Source organism: Selenomonas ruminantium subsp. lactilytica TAM6421 (assembly GCF_000284095.1).
Taxonomy (GTDB): Bacteria; Bacillota; Negativicutes; order Selenomonadales; family Selenomonadaceae; genus Selenomonas_A; species Selenomonas_A lactilytica.
This window is the reverse complement of sequence record NC_017068.1, coordinates 2,817,766-2,838,944: the sequence shown is the minus strand read 5'-3', so window position 1 is coordinate 2,838,944 and position 21,179 is coordinate 2,817,766. Positions and strand designations below refer to the sequence as shown.

Genomic DNA, 21,179 nt, shown 5'->3' with positions numbered 1-21,179 from the left:
AAGTCTTTTAGGGAGATAAACTTAATGCGGATAGAAGATATACTGTTGCTGAGTGTATTGGTATTATCATTTAGTGCTATGTGGTTGGATGTAAGCGACATAGGAAAGATAAATAAGAAGATAATATTACTTTTTATAATGATGTATTCATTATATGTCGGATATATATATTTCCCTATAACACCAGATTTCTGGGGATATAAAAGCACTTATTATGATTATACATCTGGAACGTTTGATTTTGAAGATGTCCAGGATGGTATACTGGATTACGGCTTTTTATGGATATGTGAGCTAGTAAAAAGTATGGGAGGTTCATTTGAAGCCTTTTATCTAGTTGTATGTGCTATAGCATTATTTTGTTGTTACAGTTGTTTGTTGAAGTATACACCGTATGTTTTTTCTGCATGGTTCTTATGGTTCGCAAGAACTTTTTATGAAAATAATGTTAATCAAATTCGTCAAGGGTTAGCAATTTGTATTTTTCTTTTTGCATTGAGATATGTTATTGAGAGAAAACTACTACAATTTACTATAATTGTAATAATAGCATCGCTTATTCATAAAACGATGATCATAACATTCTTGATTTATCCACTGGGGGATGTTAAATGGGACATAAAGAAGATAGCGCTATTTATTGGTTTATGTGTGGTTCTTTATATATTGAATATTTATCAATATATGATTGTATTCATGACAGATTATTTAGGCATAGGTGTGGCAAAGATGGATCAGTACAGTGGCAGTTTGGAACATATGGCAAGTGAATCTGCTTCGTATCTAATATATAGAAGTATACTGGTTTTGTCTTTGGTTTTATATTTACTTAAATGGAATAATATAAAATATAATAATCTTCATATATCTATGTTGTTGATGTCGTTCTTTACAATGTTAATATTTTCGGAATTAAGTATATTCTCGTCAAGATTATCGGCAGTTTTTTCAAGTAGTTTTTGCTTTGCTTTGCCTGAAATATATAGGGATGCAAAATGTTTGTCAAGAAAAATGATTTTTGTACTGATTATAATTGGTGTTGGAATAACATTTTTTCTCAAAAATCACTTTTTGTCAGCTATTTAGAAAATTTATTATATAAAGGAATCGTTAAAAGTGATGTCCAATAAGATAGCTGTTGATTTGAAAAAAATAAAGCCGTCAAATAATCGTCGGCATAGTGAAAATCACAATGGGTATTCAAAAACATCCTTAACATGAATTTTCAAATAGTCATAAAGGCGCATTTGTTTCATGGCGTATGTCATATAACGCACTCTTTCTTCTTCTTTGATTTTTATTTCTTTGATAAAGCTGTCTATTCCCGTTACAAATTCATCATTTACAGGCATTCATTTTATATAGTCAAGAAAGGCTTTGATATCAGCAGAAACATCGTTAAGTGCTCCATGTCAGAAAAATCTTTTTTCTGACATGGAGAATGCTTTTTTCTTACATTATAACAAATAAATTATAGAATAGTAAATATTCTGCCTACTGGATATTATAGCATTCTATAGAACTAAGTACATCAAAGATGGATTTTTATATAGATTATTTATAATGATTCAATGAAAAGAGGTTTTTGTATTGAAAATCGCAATCGCAGGTACAGGCTATGTAGGCCTGTCCAATGGTATTTTACTGGCGCAGCATAATGAAGTGGTGGCACTGGATATCGTGCCAGAGAAAGTGGAAATGCTCAATAAGGGAATTTCGCCCATTGTGGATGGGGATATTTCGGAGTTCCTGGCGAGTAAAGATTTGAATTTCAGGGCAACATTGGCGGCGCAGGAAGCAATTGGTGGCGCGGATTTCGTAATTATCTCCACGCCCACCAACTATGATCCGGATAAGAATTTCTTTGACACATCTTCTGTGGAAGCTGTGATTGAGGAAGTTTTGGCCATCAATCCGCAGGCGGTGATGGTGATTAAGAGCACTGTGCCCGTTGGTTACACGGAGCAGATGAAAAAGCGGTATCAGACGGAGAATATCATCTTTTCTCCGGAGTTCCTGCGGGAAGGCAAGGCGTTGCATGATAATCTCTATCCTTCACGGATTATCGTGGGGGAACGTTCTGAACGGGCAAAGGTTTTTGCTGGACTATTGGCAGAAGGTGCCGTGAAGAAAGATATTCCTACATTGTTCACTGGTTCCACTGAGGCGGAGGCAATTAAACTTTTTGCCAATACATGTCTTGCCTTGCGGGTGGCTTACTTCAATGAACTTGATTCGTACGCAGAGTCTCGTGGCCTGGATACGGGAGAAATTATTCGTGGTGTCAGCCTTGATCCGCGCATCGGTGATTTTTACAACAACCCTTCCTTTGGCTATGGTGGTTACTGTCTGCCGAAGGACACCAAGCAGCTGTTGGCCAATTACCGGGATGTGCCCCAGAATCTGATTGGCGCAGTGGTGGAGGCTAACCGAACCCGTAAGGATTTTATTGCTGATGCCATTATTGCCAAGCAACCTAAGGTGGTGGGGATTTACCGTTTGACCATGAAGACGGCTTCGGACAATTTCCGGGCCAGTGCCATTCAAGGAATAATGAAACGCATCAAGGCCAAGGGAATTCCCTGTATTGTCTATGAGCCGACATTGAAAGAGAATAATTTCTTCCGTTCCGAAGTTGTCAGCGACCTGACAGAGTTCAAGGATCGCAGTGATGTGATTGTGGCTAATCGTTGGAATGATGTGCTGACGGATGTGCGGGACAAGGTATTCACAAGGGATATTTTCAGCAGAGATTGATAAGTCAAGTTAGCATATAAAAATGCCGTCATGTATGGACATGACGGCACTGAAGTTAAAGATTTTCCAACTTGTTTGCAATGTTGGATGGTGAGTAGGCAACACGTGAAATGTTTACAGTATGTTCTGTGATGGTAAAGATTACGGAGTAATTGTCAACTAATAGTTGTCGAAATTGTTTTTCCGGGCGTTGGGAATCTGTCATGACTTTTATACGCTCTGGAAAAAGGTGTAATGTCTCAATTGCATCGGCGATACGATTAAATTGGCCCATTGCAATTTGAGGCATGCCAATCGTGGTGCAGATGTAATCATATATGTCGGACATATCTTTGGCAGCTTGTTCGGAGATTATGACATGGTATTCAATCATTGGCATGCATTCTCCTGAAGTTGGCAAAGAAATCCTTAGCAGGCATTGACTTGCCGTTCTCAATATCCTCGATTCCTTTATCAAGGAAGGCGCGGATCTCATCGGCGTTCATTAAATTGGTATTCAGGTGGTTCGGGCCTTTGGGGAGCGACAATTCAAAGGGAATAGCGCCCTTGAGGGCAATCTGTTTCAGATAAATGGTGATGGCCGCTGTCATAGATAGACCTAAGGCTGACAGCACCGTTTCGGCATTGTGTTTCACGTCTTGATTTATCCGTAGATTCAGAGTGGCAGTTTTTTCCATGACGAAAACCTCCTCGATGTTTTTTCTTCAATTGTAACGCTTATGTAACGAAAAATCAATATTTTACTTAGAAGGAGTGTGTATAAAGTTGGCAAACTATAGAGAGTTTGATGTAAGTAAAAAGGTGCTGATTACTGGTGGGGCTGGTTTTATTGGCTTTCATTTGAGCAAACGGTTGCTGGAGTTGGGAGCTACGGTGGTGGGTTTTGACAATTGCAATGATTACTATGATGTGTCACTGAAAGAAAGCCGACTGGCGATTTTGCGGGATTTTCCCCAATATGAGTTTATAAAAGGAGATTTGGCTGATGAGTCAGCGGTGAATGCGCTGTTTGAGCATTCCAAGCCGGATATTGTGGTGAATCTCGGTGCTCAGGCCGGTGTACGCTACAGCATTGACCATCCACGTTGCTATATTGATTCTAATATGATTGGTTTCTTCAATATATTAGAGGCCTGCCGACATAATCCTGTGGAGCATTTACTTTTTGCCTCCAGTTCTTCCGTGTATGGTAACCAGGAGAAGACGCCCTTCAGCACCACGGATAATGTGGATCATCCCATCAGCCTTTATGCGGCAACGAAGAAATCCAATGAGCTGATGGCCTATACGTATAGTCATTTGTATGGCATTCCTGCTACGGGTTTGCGGTTCTTCACTGTATACGGCCCCTATGGCCGTCCGGACATGGCTTATTTCAAATTTGCCAATCTGATTCGTGAGGGCAAGCCCATCAAGATTTACAACAACGGTGATATGCTCAGGGATTTCACCTATGTGGATGATATTGTTGCCGGGATTGAGCATATGCTTTGCAACCCGCCTAAGGAAAACAATGTCGGCGATAAGTACAAGGTCTACAATATCGGCAATAACAGTCCAGTAAGACTGATGGACTTTATCGAGACATTGGAAAAAGCCCTGGGCAAGAAGGCAGAAAAAGAATACCTGCCCATGCAGCCCGGGGATGTGTACCAGACCTATGCCGATGTCAGTGAGTTGGAACGGGATTTTGATTTCCGGCCCAAGACTACTATTGCTGAAGGCTTAGGTCATTTTGCCAAGTGGTATCGGGAGTATTACGGGGCATAAAAATACACCGCCGAAGGTAAGCGGCGGTGTGTAATACTTATTGAGTTAGTGTAGTGTTGCGGCGAGTTCCTGCACGCGTTCCAGCGGCAGGTGGGAATATTTGACGATTTTTTCTAAGGGCTCGTTATCACGGAGCATATCCATGGCAGTATCTACAGCCATTTGGGAGCGTCCTTCTTCAAAACCTTTTTTGTGGCCCTTGTCCTGAATTTCTTCCATTATTTTGCACATGGTTTTAACCCCCTCGTCTTTGTTTTTAAAGTAATCGGTTATGCTGGCTAACATTGCGTAGTGCATTCCTTTTGGGTCGGTGCAGTGGAAATCGTGCATTAAGCGGCCCAAGGCGGTGTCGTCATGATAAGCGGAGTTGACATAAAGAATGTGCGCATTGTCATTGAAGCTATGTTTAAGCTCAACAATATAGCGCTCTACATGGTACAGCGGCAGGCCGAAGGATTATCTGCAATATTAGTTGCATACATTCGATGTTATCATCCATACAGACATTGAAGAAGGCATCGTCAATAAGTCGCAACCGCTTGATGGCATCTAAGTATTCTTGATTGGGGCTATCGTCTATCATGCTCATAAAACCGCTCCCTTCATATATTATACCAAAGAAATAAATGAAGGGTAAATATTTGTTTCATAAGGGATTATATCACTTTTTATAATATGTGTACATATAAAGTGGACATTGACAGAAACTGCATTTTGAAAAGGAGAGGCTATTTTGGGGATAAAGAAAATTCTTAAGGAAAATCTGCCGTCGGTTATGCTGGTGCCGCTGAAAAGGGCATACAGTGATATGCACTATGCCGCTATGCATGTGGTGCCGGAGGAATGGTATTTGAAGCGGCGTTTTAAGAAGCGGGTGGGGTATCCTTTGAATTTGGATAATCCCCGTACGTTCAATGAAAAGCTGCAATGGCTGAAGCTGCATGATCGCAATCCGCTGTATACGAAAATGGTGGACAAATATGAAGCTAAAAAATATGTGGCAGAGTTGATTGGGGAGGAATATATTATTCCCACTTTGGGAGTATGGGATCATTTTGATGAAATTGATTTTGATGAATTGCCCAATCAGTTTGTATTGAAATGTACTCATGACAGTGGCAGTATTGTTATCTGCAAGGATAAAAACAACTTTGATAGACAAGCGGCCAAAAAGAAGTTGGAGCGAGGGTTGAGACACAACTATTATTATGCTGGCGGTTTTGAATGGCCATATAAAAATGTAAAGCCGCGAATTATTGCGGAAAAGTATATGGTGGATGAGTTGACAAAAGAATTAAGAGATTATAAGTTTTTTACTTTTCATGGAGAGCCTAAAGCTCTTTTTATTGCAAGTGAAAGATTTAAAGATGGTGAAGAAACAAAATTTGATTTTTATGATATGCAGTTTCATCATTTGGATTTAAAATCTGGTCATCCAAATGCAAAATGTTTTAATGAGAAACCGAAACAATTTGAACGTATGAAGGTATTGGCATCAAAATTAGCAGGAGATACTGCGCATTTAAGAGTTGATTTTTACGAAATTAATGGAAAAATATACTGGGGCGAATTGACGTTTTTTCATTGGTCTGGGATGGTTCCTTTTGAACCATTTGAATGGGATAATAAATTTGGCGAGTGGTTGACACTAAGCTGAAATGATGATTCTGGTAGGAGCGTGGAGATTGCGGATAAAACAGGCGATTTAAATCGTAAGGTCAATAATGCGACAAAATGGTCATTTTTGACGGAATTAATAGCAAAACTAATCACCCCGGTAACGGGGATGATATTGGCACGATTGCTTACGCCGGAGGCATATGGTGTCATGGCGGCCATTATGGTGGTCACATCTTTTGCGGAAATGTTTGCGGATGCCGGTTTTCAAAAGTATTTCATTCAGCATGAGTTTTATGATGAAGAAGAAAAGCGTAGAAGCTTTGGTACGGCACTGCTGACATCCTGCCTGTTGGCACTTATTATTTGGGGCTTGCTAGCGGTGTTTTCTACAGAAATTGCCACCCTGATGGGAACACCGGAAGTGGCAGAGGGAATAAAGGTAGCGGGCTTTGGGATCGTGCTGACTTCGTTTAATGGTATGCAGGCAGCAATTTTCAAGCGTAGCTTCCAGTTTAAACTGTTATTTAAACTACGACTGTTGACGCTGACAATTCCCGTGGTGGTAACAATTCCGCTGGCCATAATGGGATGGGGATATTGGGCGCTGGTTTGGGGAATGCTGGCCCAGCAGATATCTACCTGTTTGATTCAAGGTCACTATACCAATATGCCACTGCCGAAAGGTCTTGATATGGATTGTCTGCGGCGTATGCTGTCCTTTTCCTTGTGGACGCTTTTTGAGTCCCTGACTATCTGGCTTAGTACATATGGCGGCATGTTTTTGATAGGAACTTTGCTTAGTAGTTATTATCTAGGGCTATATCGTGGTGTATTAAGCCTTACAGGTGCAGCTTTTGGTATGATAACGGGTGCAATTGTGCCTGTGCTTTTTGTGGCGTTGTCGCGTTTGCAAAATGATATGCCAGAGTTTCGGCAAATGATGTACAATATGCAAACTAAGGTAGCTTTGGTACTTTTGCCTTTGGGAGTGTCGTTGTTTGTGTTTTCTGATGTAGCGGTGGGAATTCTGTTAGGAGGACAATGGCAGGAAGGGGATTTTTTCTTTGGCTTGAGGAGTCTTACAGAGGCAGTGTCAATCTTAGTAAACAGTTTTGCTTCGGAGGCTTTGCGGGCTAAAGGAATGCCGCGTTTATCTGCTTTTTCCCAAGTATTGCATTTCCCTGTCCTGTGGATAGCCTTGTGGTATGCATCTACGATTAGTTTTAATGCTGTCGCAGTAGGTGTTTGCATCAGTACAGTATGGATAAATTTGGTCAAAATGATAATGATGCGGCAAATTTTGGGCTTTTCGTTGCGTAAGATGCTGGCGAGTATAACCAATGCTGCGCTGCCCGCCGGGATAGCTGGAGTTTTGGCCTGGCAAATACGTTTGATGCTTCCTTTTTATGATATGGTGTCTGCAATAGTGTCTATGGGGGCGTTCTGCCTGTGTTATCTGTTGCTCATTATGATAAGAAGTGAAAACAGAGTGATGGTGTTGGCAGGATGGGAAAAAGTTCGTTTGATCGTAGCTCGCAGAGTTCATTGAATGGGTAGTTTCTTACAGTTATGAGGTGATTAACAGTGAAAATTTTACTTACAGGCGGAGCCGGTTTTATTGGTTCCCACACAATCATTGAACTGCTGTATGCGGGCCATAGCGTATGTGTGGTGGATAATTTTGTTAATTCTTCTGCCGAAGCGATGCGGCGGGTGGAAAAAATCACGGGCGTTTCCATTCCTTTTTATCAGGTGGATATCAGGGATCATGATGCTCTGTCTGCGGTTCTCGATCAGCATCCCGTTGACTGTTGCATTCATTTTGCCGGTTTGAAGGCTGTTGGCGAGTCTGTCTCCTTGCCTTTGGAGTATTACGAGAACAATATTAGCGGGACTTTGGTGCTGGTGGATGTGTTGCGGAAGCATGGCTGCAGAAATATCATTTTTTCGTCTTCTGCCACTGTGTATGGAGATCCTGCGGTGATTCCCATTACGGAGGATGTTTCTAAGGGAAAGTGTACGAATCCTTACGGCTGGACGAAATGGATGATTGAACAGATCCTGACGGATCTGCATACAGCTGACCCGTCCTGGAATGTGGTGCTGTTGCGGTATTTCAATCCAATTGGTGCGCATCCTTCCGGGCTGATTGGTGAAAATCCCAATGGTGTACCGAACAATCTGATGCCTTATATTACGCAGGTGGCTGCAGGGAAACTGGAATGCCTGCATGTTTTTGGCAATGATTATGACACGCCGGATGGAACCGGGGTGCGGGATTATATTCATGTGGTGGATCTGGCCCGTGGCCATGTTGCTGCCTTGCAGGCTGTGGAAAAGAATGTCGGTGTTGAGATTTACAATATTGGTACGGGGAAAGGGTATAGCGTTTTAGAAATCGTTAAGGCCTTTGAGAATGCTACGGGAATTGAAATTCCTTATGTTATTGATCCGCGGCGACCAGGTGATATTGGGACGTGTTATTCTGCACCAGGAAAAGCTCTGGCAGAACTGGGCTGGAAAGCCGAGTTCGACATCGAAGATATGTGTCGTGACTCATGGAATTGGCAGAAAAGAAATCCTAATGGGTATGTGTCCGATTAAAATTATTCATAGGATAACTACTAGTTACAGTAAATCCTTTGGAGGTGATGTTTATGGCAGCTAAGGTTTACGGATATGCAGAAAATGAGGCAGATGTCGCGGAGTTGCGTTCCTTTGCTGGTGTAGATGTCATCTTGGAGGATATGGCGGAGCGTGGGCAGTATCGGATGCTCAGGCGATTCCTGCGGGAAGGCGATACGCTGATGGTGGCGCATTTGTCGGCACTGGGGGATAGCGATAGGGCTGTCCGCGAAGAAGTGGACTATTTGGTGCAGCATCAGATTCGTCTGCAGGTTTTGGAGCTGCCAGTCACATTACAGGATTTGGATGAGGTGTCAGCTGTTGTTGTTTACCAGACACTGAAGGATGTTTTGCAGGTTTATCAGCAGCGGGATGATGATAGGCAGGCGTTGCGGAGCGTGCGTCAGCAGGAAGGGATTCAGGCAGCAAGAAAAGCTGGCCGCCGTTTCGGACGGCCAGCTATTGCGTATCCGCAGGGCTGGAAGCATATATGGAAGGAGTGGCAGGCTCGGGAAATCAGTGTGATGGAGGCCTGCCGCAAATTGAAAATGTCCCGCTCGACTTTTTATCGAATGGCAAAGCGTTATCAGCAAGGGGAGAAAGGAGGGCCTGAAGAATGTTTGTCGTAAAACAGAGTCAGGATATGGTGAATAAGACATTCCGGTTTCCGCAGGATCTGGTGGATCGGTTGGAACGAGTCGCCAAAGAACAGAATGTTTCCGTCAACAGCCTGGTGAAGCAGTGCTGTGAGTATGCGCTGGGAGAAATGCCGGACGTGCCCCAGAAGGCTGAATAAGCAAAAGATGATTGCGAATAAATAAGAAGGAAGTGTTTATTATGAAGAAACATATAATCTGCAGCCTGCTGGCTGCAGCGGCCCTTTTGGCACATGTACCTGCTGATGCAGCTCCGGGTAATGCCGGCGCCAACATGGTGGAAGTGCCCGCCACAGAATCGGTTCAGCCGGTGGTCAATGGCTATGTGAAAGCTCATAATATTTTTAAGACGGCTAGCCTGCATCGTGACCAGCTGACCAGTGAATATCGTCTGACCAAGTATGATGTGATTCAGCTGAGCATTTTGGGCTTTCCCAATGGCATCGGCTATAGCACCGGTTCTACGGACAGCAGTGGCGATGTGGTGGCCATCGGCCCGGATGGATATGCAACCCTTCCCTATGTGGGCGGGGTAAAACTGGCCGGTCTGACATTGGAGGAAGCCGGCGAAGTCATCAAGGAAAAACTGTCCCGTTACATTAAGATTCCCAGCATTGTGGTTTCCATGAAAAGCTATGGCCCCCGCAAGGTTTATGTGATGGGGGAAGTGGGCAGCCCGGGCATCAAGAACATGAATATCGATAATCTCAGTGCCTATGCCGCCATCACTTCGGCCGGTGGTTTTACTAGTCGCGGCCGCAGTACTCGTGTACAGGTGATCCGTGTCATTGATAACACCATGTATTACCGTCAGCTGAATATGAAGGCTTTTATCAGACACCATGACCTTACCCAGAATGTGGCTTTGCAGGACGGCGATATCGTCTATGTTCCAAAATCCAATGGCATCAAGTGGAAAGAGGATATCCTGCCCTTCTTCCAGGCTTATACTTACTACAAAGCTATTGTAGACTGACAGGCGCGTTTGAAAAAAGTCCGCTGAAACTTGTTCCTAAGTTTCAGCGGACTTTTTTGTATTTGTTTTACTGTACGTTCATGGAAAGTTCGATGAACTTGTTAGCCAGTTTTGCCTTCTGGAGGACTTCCTCGGTGATGTCCTGGCCGGCTTCTACGATAACGATGCCGTTATCCATCTTAATGTCGCGAGCGGCCTTTTTACCCAGGAGAAATCGACGATGGCGTTCTTCGGACGCTTTGTCGGCAGCGGCCTGTTTGGCAGCATCTGCTTTCGGAGCCTCTTTCTTGGGCTCAGCCTTGGGGGCGGGAGCAGCCTTCGGAGCTTCCTTCTTGGGTTCTGGCTTTACTTCTTCAGCTTTTTCCTCAGCTTTCGGTGCTTCTTCTGCTTTGACAGGTTCAGCAGCTTTCGGAGTTTCGACTGGTGCTTCTTCAGCCTTTGGTGCTTCCGGCGCAGCGGGAGCAGCTTTGGGGGCTTCAGGAGCCTTGGCTGCTACGCTATTTTTTTTTTCCCCGGTGGGATCGATTACCGTTACCTGCTTACCGAAGATGGAAATCTGATCGGTAGCGACATCGGACGTCGTGCCATCGGGTGCAGTGATTTCGCATTTTTCAATTTTGCCATCGTCGCCGATGTAGAGTTCCGTGACTTTACCCTGGATCGTACCGGATTTGGTGATGGCCTTGGTGTCGATGATGCGGATGTTTTCATCGAGCAGGGCTTCGTAATCACCGGCAGCGTCCAGCGTCAGGATGTTTTCGCTGTTGGTGATGGTGACAGCATCGTCACCGATGGCGATAACGGATTCGTAGGGGATGAGTTTTACCCCACGGTACCAGTCAGCGTCCTCAATGGTGATGGCTGCTACCGTGCCGTTTTTGGCATCGATGAGGAGCGTTTTGCTGACGCCCAGCTCGCGGCCTTCCGTGATGCTGATGATCGGCAGACCAAGGATTTCTACACTTTTCTTCATTAATAATTCCTCCAATTATTTTGCGCTGCCCTTGTGAGCCTGAAATTCGTCTTCGATTTCCTGCATAATATTCCCCGGTATCTGCGGGAAAGGCGTAGATAGCGCAGCATGTTTGGCAAGTATATCCTGAACGGTGCCAAGGTAGTGAATGTTCTTGGTGAATTCCTGACACATGGCATCGTTTTGGGCAATGATGGGTATATCGAGCGCCTTTTTGTAGGTGGCAATAGCACCGCTGTAGTTGGCCTGTTCCTTGTAGAGATTCCCCAATTCAATGACGAGGAACGGCGTGTAATCGTCGTCGCTATAGCGGTCGATGGCCTCGTGATAAGCAAAGATGGCATCTTTGGGCTGCGCATCTTTTGCTTCGTAGGCGAAGTCCAGCAGTGCGTCCAGGCTGTCCATAGCGGAAAGTTCGGCTTTGAGTTCCTGCTCGTGGGCGCGGCGTTTTTCGGCCAATTTGCGCTCCTGAGCCTCTTTTCTGGCAGCAGCTTCCGCTTTTTTGCGGGCCTTTTCTTCTGCCTGGGCCTTGGCTTTCGCGGCAGCTTCGGCTTTTGCCTTTTCTTCTGCCTCGGCTTTAGCCTTAGCCGCGGCAGCTGCTTTTGCCTGTTCTTCTGCTTTTTTGCGAGCCGCTTCTTCCTGGGCTTTGCGTTTGGCTTCCAGTTTGGCTGCTTTTTCTGCTTTGGCCTTAGCCTTGGCTTCTTCTTCCGCCTTAGCTTTGGCTTCAGCCTTCTGGGCTATGATCCTGGCTGCTTCTTCGGCTTCGGCAATGGCCTTTTGGGCTGCTTGCTTAGCAGGAGCCGCGGGGGTTGCTTCTGTTGGAGCTGCCTTTTCCGGAGATTCTGCCGCAGGTTTTTCCGCGAGGTCCGCAGGCGCTGTCTTGCGTCTGGCCTCCAGAATTGTGTCTTCCGGTGGCGGCGCGGGCTGATCCTCGGGCGGCAAGGCTTCTGTATGCAGAACCGTACAACCGCCAGCAATGGCTTCCTCCCGGCGCAGCATCCGTTCATTGAAAAAGGTAACTACTGCAGCCGCTGTTACGACTAATATCCCCAATCGCAGATAGTGTCCTTTGTCGAGGAAGGGACTCATGGTGATTGCCAAACCATTGACCAGCAGGGCCATCACGGCGCAGAGCGCTAAGGAAGTCCATTTCATCTCGATCCCAAAAAAGTGACATAGTCGATAAATGAGGAAGATGCTGATGGTCATGATGGAGCCTGTTATCAGGATGAATGTCATCGTTCCCACCTCTTCCTGAAAGTGAGCGTTAAGAGTATACTCACCATCTTATAAACTTTTCGACAATAATAGAAAAATTCCTGTCGTATTTCACACATTTGTGCAAAAAAGACAAACCTTTCCCCCCACAGTATACCATATTATAGGGCTTTTGTGCAGATAAATTTACTTTGTATTCCGCCTGCTCTTTGATGTATAATGTAGGAAAGAGAAAGGAACGATGCGAAGTGATGTATGAACAGGAGGCCGTGGTTCATCATGAAAGCGGCATACATGCACGTATTGCAGCGATGATCGTTCAACGGGCTCAAGAACTAAGCGAGAAATATGCGACGCCCCTTTTCCTGCGCAGCCGGCGCAGTGAAAGGCTGGAAATGCGCAGCCTGATGAAGCTGGTGGCCCTGAAGATACGCAAGGGAGATTCCCTGTTCGTATCGGCGGAGGGGGATGCCGGGCGGCAGGCTGTCTATGAGATGGTGCGGTTTCTCGAGGGAGATTTTGAGATGCGGGAGCCGGGCAAGATCCATGAGATGGATAAGCTCCTGCATGAAAATGCCCTGATGCAGGAACGCCTGCAGATGATCTTGGAAGCGGTGCAGGATGGCATCTGCGTGGTGGACAGGACGGGAGAGATAACTTATGTGAATCCCTCCTATCTGCGCATCGTCCATAAGACTCCGGAAATGGTCATGGGGCAGAATGTCTTCAAGACGGCGCCGGATGGCAACCGCTGCGCTGTTCTGCGCACGGGCGTGGCCCGGATTGGCAGCATCAGCCGCAAGAAGGATGGTACCACTGTGGTGGCCAATGTAAATCCGATCTTCGTCAACGGTGAGATTGCCGGTGTGGTATCGGTCATCAAGGATATCACGGAACTGCAGAACCTGATGGCGCGGTTGTCGCAGGTATCGGCCAAGGCGGAATATCTGGAACAGGAACTTCTGCGCACGAAGAAGACCGCCAATGCCTTTGCCAACTATATCGGCAAGAGCGGCAAGGTCATCGATGTGCTGGCCCTGGCTTCCAAGGCGGCAAATTCCGGGGCCACGGTGCTGATCCGCGGCGAGAGCGGCACAGGTAAGGAAGTCATTGCCGAGGGCATCCACTATGCCAGCGAGCGGCGGCGGGGGCCTTTCATCCGTGTGAACTGTGGGGCCATTCCCGGCACGCTTTTGGAATCGGAGCTTTTTGGTCATGAAAAGGGCGCGTTCACGGGGGCCGTCAAACGGAAACTGGGCAAGTTTGAACTGGCTGACCATGGCACGATTTTCCTGGATGAAATCGGCGAAATGGACAAGAAGATGCAGGTCAAGCTGCTGCGGGTGCTGCAGCAGAAGGAATTCGACCGGGTGGGCGGCGAGGAAACCGTCCATGTGGATGTGCGTATCATTGCGGCCACGAACCGTCATTTGGAAGATATGGTGAAGGAGGGCACCTTCCGGGATGACCTCTATTACCGTCTCAATGTCATTCCCATTATCCTGCCGCCGTTGCGGGAGCGGATTGACGATATCCCGCTGCTGGTGGAGCATTTCATTGAAAAGATCAGTGCGGTCACCGGCAAGACGGTGCGCAGCATCACGCCGGAGGCCATGGATATCCTGATGCGCTACAAGTGGCTGGGCAACGTGCGGGAACTGGAAAATGTCATCGAGCGGGTGATCACGCTGATGGACAGCGATACCATCACGGTGGCTTCGTTGCCTTCCTATATAAAAGGGGAGGCGGCTGACCGGGAGGTGCAGCGCCTGGATGAGGAAAGCGCCGTGCTTCCCTGGGAGGAATACGAGAAGCGCATCATTGCCAAGGCCCTCAAGCAGTGCGGCAGTTTCAACGCGGCGGCCAAGGAACTCCGGATCACCCATAAGACTGTGGCAGCGAAAGCAAGAAAATACGGACTTTCTTGATTTTGGTAAAAAATACCATATCTGGTAATTTTTACCAATAAAACCAATAAAATTGGTAATTTTTACCAAAATAATAATTGTTCCAATACAGAGTGCGGGAATTAAATCTTATTTTTCATTTTGCTGAACCCTGTAAATGCAGGAGTTGCAACTGATTTTGGGGAATTTTTACCCGAGATTTAAAAGTTGGCACGCTGCTTGCATTTATATAGGGCAGTTAAAATAATTCATGTTCGTAAATCGCATTGGCGATTCAGGATATGTTATGTGAAGAGGAGAGGTATTCAAATGACTCAGGAAGTAGTAACTATCGAAAACAAAACTGGTATCCATGCCCGCCCGGCATCCATCTTCGTACAGACGGCTACGAAGTTCAAGTCCAAGGTTCAGATCCAGGCCAAGGGCAAGACGGTTGATGCTAAGTCCATTCTCATGATCATGAGCATGGGCCTCGTTCAGGGCACGGAAATCACGATCGTTGCTGATGGCCCGGATGAAGCAGATGCAGTAAAGGCTCTGAAAGAGCTCGTTGATTCCAAGTTCGGCGAAGAATAAGAACTAATTGGAATTTTAGGAATCGCCTTCTTTCCAAGGATTGGAACTTTGGAGGAAGGCGTTTCTTGTATGTATCGAATTATCTATTCAGGGGGAAAATTAAAATGGCAGACGCAATCAGAGGTAAAGGTGTTATTTCCGGTATCGCCATCGGTAAGATCATGCTGGCAGGTCAGAACCTGGACGGCTATCTGGTGAACTACCAGCCGGAAAGCAAGGAAGTAGAAGCAAAGAAGGCTCAGGATGCCCTGACCGCCGTTGCTGAAACTCTGCGTGAAAACATCGAACGCCTGCAGAAGCAGGAAATGGTGGAGCAGGCTGCAATCATGGAAGCTCATCGCATGATGGTGCAGGATCCCATGATGGCCCAGAAGATCGAAGAAAAGCTGGATGAAGAAGCCAATGCTCCGCAGGCTGTGCTCAAAGCTGCCGAAGAACAGGCTCAGATGTTCGAGTCCATGGAAGATGAATACTTCGCAGCCCGCGCAGTTGACCTCCGTGACGTTGGTAAGCGCGTTGCCAAGTACATCCTGGGCGTAAAAGAACCGGAACTGGGCGATGAAAAAGTTATCCTCTGCGGCCGTGAAATCGAGCCTTCCGTTATCGCTGGTATGCCGACGGACAAGATTGCCGGTGTAATCCTGGGTTCCGGCTCCACGACGGCTCATGCTGTTATCATCGCTAAGGCTCGTGCTATTCCGACCATTGTTGGCCTCAACAAGGAAGACCGCATCGACAAGATCGCTGACGGCGACCATGTCATCATGGACGGTGAAGAAGGGAAGATCATCGTGAACCCCAGCGAAGAAGAACTGGCTGGCTACAACGAAAAGATCAAGAAGCAGCAGGAACTGGCTGCTCATTATGCACAGCTCAAAGACCTGCCGGCTGTTACCACGGACGGCGTGAAAGTTGACCTGATGGCCAACATCGGTACGCATATGGATGTGGACAACGCCCTCAAGTATGGTGCTAAAGGCGTAGGCCTGTTCCGTTCTGAGTTCGTGTTCATGGGCCGTCAGGACATTCCGAACGAAGAAGACCAGTTCAAGGCTTACAAAGAAGCTGTGGAAAAGTGCCAGGGCAACCTCTGCGTTATCCGCACCATGGATATCGGTGGTGACAAACCCCTGCCGTACCTGAACATTCCGGAAGAAGAAAACCCGTTCCTGGGCTACCGTGCAGTCCGCATCAGCCTGCAGCGCCGCGACCTCTTCCTGCCGCAGCTGAAGGCAATCCTGCGTGCTGGCGTATATGGCAAGGTTGGTATCATGGTACCGATGGTCATCAACGTAGCTGAATTCAAGAAGGTTAAAGAATTCATCGAAGAAGCTAAGCTGGAACTGACCCATGAGGGCAAGGCTTATGCTGAAGATGTTCAGGTTGGTATCATGGTTGAGACGCCGGCTGCTGCTGTTATGACGCCGGTTCTGGCCAAATACGTGGACTTCTTCTCCATCGGCACCAACGACCTGGTTCAGTACACGCTGGCTTGCGACCGCGGCAATGCCAACATCGCTGAACTCTACAACCACTTCAACCCGGCTGTACTGCAGCTGATTCAGCGCACCATCACCAGCGCCCGTGAAAACGGCATCTGGGCCGGCATGTGTGGTGAAATGGCCAGCGATCCGAACGCTGCTGTTATCCTGATGGCTATGGGCATCAGCGAACTCTCCATGTCCGCTCCGTCCATTCCGCGTGTTAAGGAAAAGATCCGCAACATCAGCTCCACGAAGGCTAAGGAAATCCTCGCTGACGTGATGAAGATGGAAGATGGCGACGAAATCAAAGCTTACCTGAGCAAGGTACTGTAAGATTATACCGTAAACAAAAAGACGCATTCATTTGAATGCGTCTTTTTTATGAACAGTATTTTGTGGATAAATAGGCATAAAATGCACAGGTTATCCACAAAAATAGGGATAATGTGGATAAAACTGTGGATAACTTCATGGCGCTGGGGATTATTTCCCTTTTTGGGCGTTGTCATAGAGCGCATGCAGGAATTTCTTCATGTTAATATGTACTTGGGATGGACTGGGTTTCTCGTCGTTTTCCAGCAGGCGCATGGTATTCCGGATATCGTTGTAGTCGAAATACAGCGGAGCATAGTCTTCGAACTTGGGGTTGGTATAGTCGAGGACGCCCATGCTGGCCACGTTGATATGGGCCTGATAAATGGTGCGGCGCAGGCGCTGTTCCATGGCTTTGGCTTCTTTGGCTGGCTCTTCGGCGCCGTGTCTTTCGGCGACGGCGGTGAACAGGCCTTTTAAGGCGGTAATTTCACCGCCGTTTTTTTCGATATAGCTGACAATATTCAACAGATCCTGCGCACCGGGGGCGCTGCGGATGCCGAGTTCCTTGAGCTGGTTTTCTGCGCGGGTGCGGGTATTTTCTTTGGGCTGGGCAGGCGCAGCGGGATTTTGCGGATTGAGGCTCAGCAGGGAGTTTTGCAGGTTGTGGGCAAAGGACTCGAGCCGCAGGTGTTCGCTGACGTTTTTGAGGACGCTGACAATCTCGTTGCGGTTCAGGGGTTTCATGATGTAGTAGTCAATGCCTTTCTCGTAGGCCTTGCCGACGAGGTCTTTGCTTTCAACCTGGGAGAGCATGATAATCTTGCCGGGGAACGTGTCTTTGATGCGGCTGACGGCCTGGATGCCGTCGAGGCCGGGCATCAGCATGTCGATGATCAGGATGTCGATATGCTGGCTCAGCAGCATTTCCGTGCTTAGTTCCAATGCGGTGGGCAGGGAAGCGGTTACGTCGCCGAGGTTGTAGTCTTCGATGATGTCCTGCAGCATCATGCGGACGGCATCGTCATCGTCTATCAGCATAATATTCATGAAGGGTTTTCTCCTTTGCTTTTTGTTAAGCCTTCCTCTGGAGGGCATGTGCCCTTTGGGGTAGAAGGTGGCACGCGCAGCGTGACGGATGAGGTGGCGGGCTTATGCAGTTTTTGACATGGTAAGTCTAAATGACAGGTTACATTGTCTTTGCCGTCAGAGGTCAGTTCGATCGTCCCGCCCAGGGTTTCGGTCTGGTGTTTGACATAGGTAAGGCCTACGCCGCTGGAGGCTTTGCCGGTGGAGTCGAATTTCGTGGTATAACCGGGGGCGAAGACGCGCTCCAGGCGTCGGGGGGGGATGAAGCTGCCGGTGTTCTCCAGGGTTATCTTCAACCTGCCGTCGCCGGTGCCGCCGACGATGGTCAGGGTTATGGTACCGTGCTTTTCAATGGCCTCCACGGCGTTGGCTGTCAGGTTGTTGAGGATGGACAGCAGCATGAAGGAGTGGAGCGGCGGGAGACCTGCAGGTACGTGGGTGCGGAAAAATATTTCCTTGTCCAAGGAGAGGCCACTGAAAAAGTCTATATATAACGATAACCGTGGATGGATGTGATGAAATTCGCATTCATCCACGGTTTCTAGTATAATGGAGCCATCAACACTTGGAGGTTCAACATGTTACGGAATAGCCAGCAACTCAAGCTTAGTGAATTTACAGCCATCTATGATCGTCTCATTCCCAAAAATCATTTTCTGCGAAAATTTAATACGCTTGTAGATTTTTCTTTCATTCAAGATGAACTGGAGCATAAATATTGCCTGGATAATGGCCGTAATGCTCTTTCTCCCATAATGCTGTTCAAATATCTGCTGTTAAAGGTTATCTACAATATGTCGGATTCCGATTTAGTTGAACGTAGCCGATATGATATGTCATTTAAATATTTTCTGGGACTCCGCCCTGAAGATGAAGTAATCCACCCTTCTACCTTAACCAAATTTCGTAAACTCCGCTTACAAGATGAGAATATTCTGGATTTGTTACTCAAGAAAAGTATCCAAATTGCTTTGGAGAACAAAGTAATCAAGAGCAAACGAATTATTGTAGATGCTACGCATACTAAGGCTCGCTATAACCAGAAATCTGCCTATGAGCGGTTGTTGGAACAAGCCAAGCTATTGCGCAAGACGGTTTACCAGACAGATTCTCCCCAAAAGAAAGAAAGGTTTCCCAAGAAAGTAGAAAATGGCTCACTGGTGGATGCGCTGGAATATTGCCGACAGTTAATCAATACAATAGAAAATGACAGCCAGATGGCAGAAATGCCTGCCATACAGGAGAGGCTGAACTTGCTCAAAGAAACGGTCGAAGACCATGCAGAACATTTGGCCACTTCCAAAGATGAGGACGCCCGAATCGGGCATAAAACAGCAGATACATCCTTCTTTGGCTATAAGACACATATTGCCATGACCGATGAACGGCTGATTACAGCTGCAGTAGTAACCAGTGGCGAGCGCAGTGACGGGGAACAATTAAGAACATTAGTTGAAAAAACCAGAGCAGCCGGACTGGAAGTGCAGAGTGTCATCGGTGATACCGCATACTCCGGCAAAGAAAATCTTAAATTTGCTGAATCGAAAGATGCGCCAGAAAAATCCTTTGAACTGATTGCCAAATTGAATCCTGTTATATCCAACGGCTCCCGTGTTGAAGGCAGCAATGGTTTTTCTTTCAACAAGGATGCGGGAATGTTCGTATGCCCTGAAGGGCATATGGCCATCCGCAAAGCAAGAACTGGACGCAAAAACAATAGAACAAATCAAAGAATGAGCTATTATTTTGACATTGAGAAATGTAAGCAATGCCCACATTGTGGAACCTGTTATAAAGAAGGTGCCAAAAGCAAGATTTATTCCGTTACGATAAAATGCGATTTACACAAGAAACAACAGGAGTTTCAGGAAACAGAATATTTTAAGGAACAGGCTAGAAAGCGTTATATGATAGAAGCTAAAAATAGTGAGATTAAACACAGGCATGGGTATGACATAGCGTCATCCGCAGGCCTGATTGGTATGGAATTACAAGGAGCCCTAACGCTTTTTGTAACAAATATGAAACGAATTGTGAAAATGATGGAGAAATAAAGCCCTAATAACGGGGGAGATATACAAAATCGTCGCAGAATGATGATAAAAATATCATTCTGCGACGATTTTTTTTGTGGATAATTTGCCAGTCGTATGAAATGGATAGTTTTTCAGTGGCCTCGTCCAAGGAGCGGGCGTATTTTTTCTGGGTGTGGATCAGGAGTTTTACGATCTTGTCCGGGGGCAGATAGTCATCCACCCGGCGGTTCTGGGTGAGTTCCTGCAGGCCGGCGTAGATGCGCTGCTGATTTTTTTTGATATCGTGGCATTGGCCGGCAATGCGCAGGATTTCATTGGCAAGGGCTTCATCGTCAGGCGTTTTGGCACGGCTTTTGAGCTGTTCGTATACCTTATAGCAGTCATGGGTGATAGCTTCACCGTTTTGCATGGAGTTTTTCAACTCGAAGACTTCTTCGTAAAGACTGGCAATCAATGTGGTGAGTCGGTCTTTTTCTTTTGTCTTGCGCGTCAGCCGCATTTCCGTATTGTAGAGCTGGAACAAGAAGAAGAATGACAGGATGAAGAAGCAGCGCAGGATGGCAATGAGTATCAGCCTGCCCAGCATGCCTAACGTGAAGCTTTCCGCCTGTTGATAGGCAATGGCGTTCATGGCGGCCAGTTCCCCGACGCTGGCGAAAACCTCAGCGATGATGGCCCAAAAGGCGATACCCAGGGCCTGTTCATAGATGGACTTGCGGGAGAGCTGGGGCAGGGCGAAGAACAGGGAGTAGATGAAATAATAGAAAAAATTCGGGATATGCTCAATCAGCGCGTCGGGGAAGGTGGCTCCGTAGAACATATCCAGTCCTGTGCGGAACAGCATGACCGCAATCCCCGCCAATGCCCCGGTAAAAAGGCGGGGAAAGGTGCTGAGCCAGATCAGGAACAGCAGGAATACCGGGGAGCCGAAACTTACCCGAAAATTGGCGAAGTCGCCGCTGAAAGGGTGCATCTTGGGTTCCCCGGCTAGGGGCACGAGGATGATCATGAATAAGAGTACCAGCCAGTCCTGGCGGGTGGGTTTGTCCGTGTTCATAGGCTGCTCCTAAGCTTGGCAAAATAAATGAAAAAATAATTCGAATAGTTTAATCGGATTCTGTAGTTTTCTGTAGTCTTTCCTTTATATTATTATCATCAATTATATCATAAGTCAATTCTG

At 46.6% G+C, this 21,179-nt stretch carries 21 protein-coding genes; 13 read left to right on the top strand and 8 right to left on the bottom strand.

Going from position 1 to position 21,179, the window contains the following annotated elements:
* Positions 1–24 precede the first annotated feature (24 nt).
* The gene (locus SELR_RS13705) at positions 25–1,086 is read left to right on the top strand and encodes an EpsG family protein (RefSeq protein ID WP_014425811.1); all 1,062 of its coding nucleotides are present in this window, start codon (positions 25–27) and stop codon (positions 1,084–1,086) included.
* Between the two features lie 504 nt (positions 1,087–1,590).
* Positions 1,591–2,757 (top strand): nucleotide sugar dehydrogenase, encoded by a 1,167-nt coding sequence (locus tag SELR_RS13700; protein ID WP_014425809.1) that lies wholly within the window; start codon positions 1,591–1,593, stop codon positions 2,755–2,757.
* A gap of 55 nt (positions 2,758–2,812) precedes the next feature.
* Here the strand turns inward: SELR_RS13700 and SELR_RS13695 are convergent, their stop codons facing one another.
* Both SELR_RS13695 and SELR_RS13690 read right to left on the bottom strand, forming a co-directional pair.
* Complete coding sequence (locus SELR_RS13695; protein WP_041914445.1) at positions 2,813–3,130, bottom strand: type II toxin-antitoxin system RelE/ParE family toxin; 318 nt, start codon at positions 3,128–3,130, stop codon at positions 2,813–2,815.
* Entirely contained in the window at positions 3,123–3,434 is a 312-nt protein-coding gene (locus tag SELR_RS13690) for a type II toxin-antitoxin system RelB/DinJ family antitoxin (RefSeq protein WP_014425808.1), read from the bottom strand. Before SELR_RS13690 ends, SELR_RS13695 begins: the two co-directional genes overlap by 8 nt.
* An 88-nt stretch (positions 3,435–3,522) precedes the next feature.
* Between SELR_RS13690 and SELR_RS13685 the strand changes: the two genes are divergently transcribed.
* Positions 3,523–4,527, top strand: coding sequence for an NAD-dependent epimerase (locus SELR_RS13685; RefSeq protein ID WP_014425807.1), 1,005 nt, complete (start codon positions 3,523–3,525; stop codon positions 4,525–4,527).
* 45 nt (positions 4,528–4,572) lie between these two features.
* Here SELR_RS13685 and SELR_RS19300 read toward each other — a convergent pair whose 3' ends face one another.
* Positions 4,573–4,758 carry a hypothetical protein gene (locus SELR_RS19300; RefSeq protein WP_014425806.1) on the bottom strand — a complete coding sequence of 62 codons (186 nt, stop codon included), beginning with the start codon at positions 4,756–4,758 and terminating at the stop codon, positions 4,573–4,575.
* A 502-nt stretch (positions 4,759–5,260) separates the two neighbouring features.
* On the opposite strand from SELR_RS19300, the gene SELR_RS13675 reads away from it, so the two are divergent.
* Genes SELR_RS13675 through SELR_RS13650 form a run of 6 tightly spaced genes read left to right on the top strand, consistent with a single transcriptional unit; the run spans position 5,261 to position 10,404 of the window.
* Positions 5,261–6,184 (top strand): ATP-grasp fold amidoligase family protein, encoded by a 924-nt coding sequence (locus SELR_RS13675; protein ID WP_014425804.1) that lies wholly within the window; start codon positions 5,261–5,263, stop codon positions 6,182–6,184.
* 21 nt (positions 6,185–6,205) lie between these two features.
* On the top strand, positions 6,206–7,696 hold the full coding sequence (locus SELR_RS13670; RefSeq protein WP_014425803.1) for an oligosaccharide flippase family protein: 1,491 nt from the start codon (positions 6,206–6,208) through the stop codon (positions 7,694–7,696).
* A gap of 35 nt (positions 7,697–7,731) precedes the next feature.
* Complete coding sequence (gene galE / locus SELR_RS13665; protein ID WP_014425802.1) at positions 7,732–8,751, top strand: UDP-glucose 4-epimerase GalE; 1,020 nt, start codon at positions 7,732–7,734, stop codon at positions 8,749–8,751.
* A 53-nt stretch (positions 8,752–8,804) separates the two neighbouring features.
* A complete protein-coding gene (locus SELR_RS13660) occupies positions 8,805–9,401 on the top strand; it encodes a recombinase family protein (protein ID WP_014425801.1) in 597 nt (198 codons plus the stop codon).
* Positions 9,389–9,568, top strand: a complete 180-nt coding sequence (locus SELR_RS13655) for a ribbon-helix-helix domain-containing protein (protein WP_014425800.1) — start codon at positions 9,389–9,391, stop codon at positions 9,566–9,568. The genes SELR_RS13660 and SELR_RS13655 overlap by 13 nt, the downstream gene beginning before the upstream one ends.
* Before the next feature lie 41 nt (positions 9,569–9,609).
* Positions 9,610–10,404, top strand: coding sequence for a polysaccharide biosynthesis/export family protein (locus tag SELR_RS13650; protein WP_014425799.1), 795 nt, complete (start codon positions 9,610–9,612; stop codon positions 10,402–10,404).
* 67 nt (positions 10,405–10,471) lie between these two features.
* On the opposite strand, the gene SELR_RS13645 is transcribed toward SELR_RS13650, so the two are convergent.
* Both SELR_RS13645 and tolA read right to left on the bottom strand, forming a co-directional pair.
* Positions 10,472–11,377, bottom strand: a complete 906-nt coding sequence (locus SELR_RS13645) for a PRC-barrel domain-containing protein (RefSeq protein WP_014425798.1) — start codon at positions 11,375–11,377, stop codon at positions 10,472–10,474.
* 15 nt (positions 11,378–11,392) lie between these two features.
* Positions 11,393–12,616 (bottom strand): cell envelope integrity protein TolA, encoded by a 1,224-nt coding sequence (tolA, locus tag SELR_RS17950; RefSeq protein WP_014425797.1) that lies wholly within the window; start codon positions 12,614–12,616, stop codon positions 11,393–11,395.
* Between the two features lie 230 nt (positions 12,617–12,846).
* Between tolA and SELR_RS13630 the strand changes: the two genes are divergently transcribed.
* The 3 genes from SELR_RS13630 to ptsP all read left to right on the top strand — a co-directional run bounded on the left by SELR_RS13630 (position 12,847) and on the right by ptsP (position 16,895).
* Positions 12,847–14,523 (top strand): sigma 54-interacting transcriptional regulator, encoded by a 1,677-nt coding sequence (locus SELR_RS13630; protein WP_014425796.1) that lies wholly within the window; start codon positions 12,847–12,849, stop codon positions 14,521–14,523.
* A gap of 288 nt (positions 14,524–14,811) precedes the next feature.
* Positions 14,812–15,078, top strand: coding sequence for an HPr family phosphocarrier protein (locus tag SELR_RS13625; protein ID WP_014425795.1), 267 nt, complete (start codon positions 14,812–14,814; stop codon positions 15,076–15,078).
* Positions 15,079–15,182: 104 nt separating this feature from the next.
* Entirely contained in the window at positions 15,183–16,895 is a 1,713-nt protein-coding gene (gene ptsP / locus SELR_RS13620; RefSeq protein WP_014425794.1) for a phosphoenolpyruvate--protein phosphotransferase, read from the top strand.
* 150 nt (positions 16,896–17,045) lie between these two features.
* Here ptsP and SELR_RS13615 read toward each other — a convergent pair whose 3' ends face one another.
* Together SELR_RS13615 and SELR_RS18455 are read right to left on the bottom strand one after the other, a co-directional pair.
* A complete protein-coding gene (locus SELR_RS13615) occupies positions 17,046–17,924 on the bottom strand; it encodes a response regulator (RefSeq protein ID WP_014425793.1) in 879 nt (292 codons plus the stop codon).
* A complete protein-coding gene (locus SELR_RS18455; RefSeq protein WP_158645821.1) occupies positions 17,921–18,427 on the bottom strand; it encodes a sensor histidine kinase in 507 nt (168 codons plus the stop codon). Before SELR_RS18455 ends, SELR_RS13615 begins: the two co-directional genes overlap by 4 nt.
* A gap of 114 nt (positions 18,428–18,541) precedes the next feature.
* Here SELR_RS18455 and SELR_RS13605 point away from each other — a divergent pair, with 114 nt between their 5' ends.
* Positions 18,542–20,017 (top strand): IS1182 family transposase, encoded by a 1,476-nt coding sequence (locus SELR_RS13605; protein WP_014423221.1) that lies wholly within the window; start codon positions 18,542–18,544, stop codon positions 20,015–20,017.
* 4 nt (positions 20,018–20,021) lie between these two features.
* On the opposite strand, the gene SELR_RS13600 is transcribed toward SELR_RS13605, so the two are convergent.
* Positions 20,022–21,056: a hypothetical protein gene (locus SELR_RS13600; RefSeq protein ID WP_014425791.1), complete on the bottom strand. Its 1,035-nt coding sequence runs from the start codon at positions 21,054–21,056 to the stop codon at positions 20,022–20,024.
* Positions 21,057–21,179: the final 123 nt, after the last annotated feature.

Coding starts and splice junctions, on each gene's coding strand:
- SELR_RS13690 (WP_014425808.1), bottom strand. CDS start 3,434: ATGGAAAAAACTGCCACTCTGAATCTACGGATAAATCAAGACGTGAAA.
- SELR_RS13605 (WP_014423221.1), top strand. CDS start 18,542: ATGTTACGGAATAGCCAGCAACTCAAGCTTAGTGAATTTACAGCCATC.
- SELR_RS13650 (WP_014425799.1), top strand. CDS start 9,610: ATGAAGAAACATATAATCTGCAGCCTGCTGGCTGCAGCGGCCCTTTTG.
- SELR_RS13705 (WP_014425811.1), top strand. CDS start 25: ATGCGGATAGAAGATATACTGTTGCTGAGTGTATTGGTATTATCATTT.
- SELR_RS13615 (WP_014425793.1), bottom strand. CDS start 17,924: ATGAATATTATGCTGATAGACGATGACGATGCCGTCCGCATGATGCTG.
- SELR_RS13630 (WP_014425796.1), top strand. CDS start 12,847: ATGTATGAACAGGAGGCCGTGGTTCATCATGAAAGCGGCATACATGCA.
- SELR_RS13600 (WP_014425791.1), bottom strand. CDS start 21,056: ATGAACACGGACAAACCCACCCGCCAGGACTGGCTGGTACTCTTATTC.
- ptsP (WP_014425794.1), top strand. CDS start 15,183: ATGGCAGACGCAATCAGAGGTAAAGGTGTTATTTCCGGTATCGCCATC.
- SELR_RS13625 (WP_014425795.1), top strand. CDS start 14,812: ATGACTCAGGAAGTAGTAACTATCGAAAACAAAACTGGTATCCATGCC.
- SELR_RS13695 (WP_041914445.1), bottom strand. CDS start 3,130: ATGATTGAATACCATGTCATAATCTCCGAACAAGCTGCCAAAGATATG.
- SELR_RS13660 (WP_014425801.1), top strand. CDS start 8,805: ATGGCAGCTAAGGTTTACGGATATGCAGAAAATGAGGCAGATGTCGCG.
- tolA (WP_014425797.1), bottom strand. CDS start 12,616: ATGACATTCATCCTGATAACAGGCTCCATCATGACCATCAGCATCTTC.
- SELR_RS13655 (WP_014425800.1), top strand. CDS start 9,389: ATGTTTGTCGTAAAACAGAGTCAGGATATGGTGAATAAGACATTCCGG.
- SELR_RS19300 (WP_014425806.1), bottom strand. CDS start 4,758: ATGTGCAAAATAATGGAAGAAATTCAGGACAAGGGCCACAAAAAAGGT.
- SELR_RS13645 (WP_014425798.1), bottom strand. CDS start 11,377: ATGAAGAAAAGTGTAGAAATCCTTGGTCTGCCGATCATCAGCATCACG.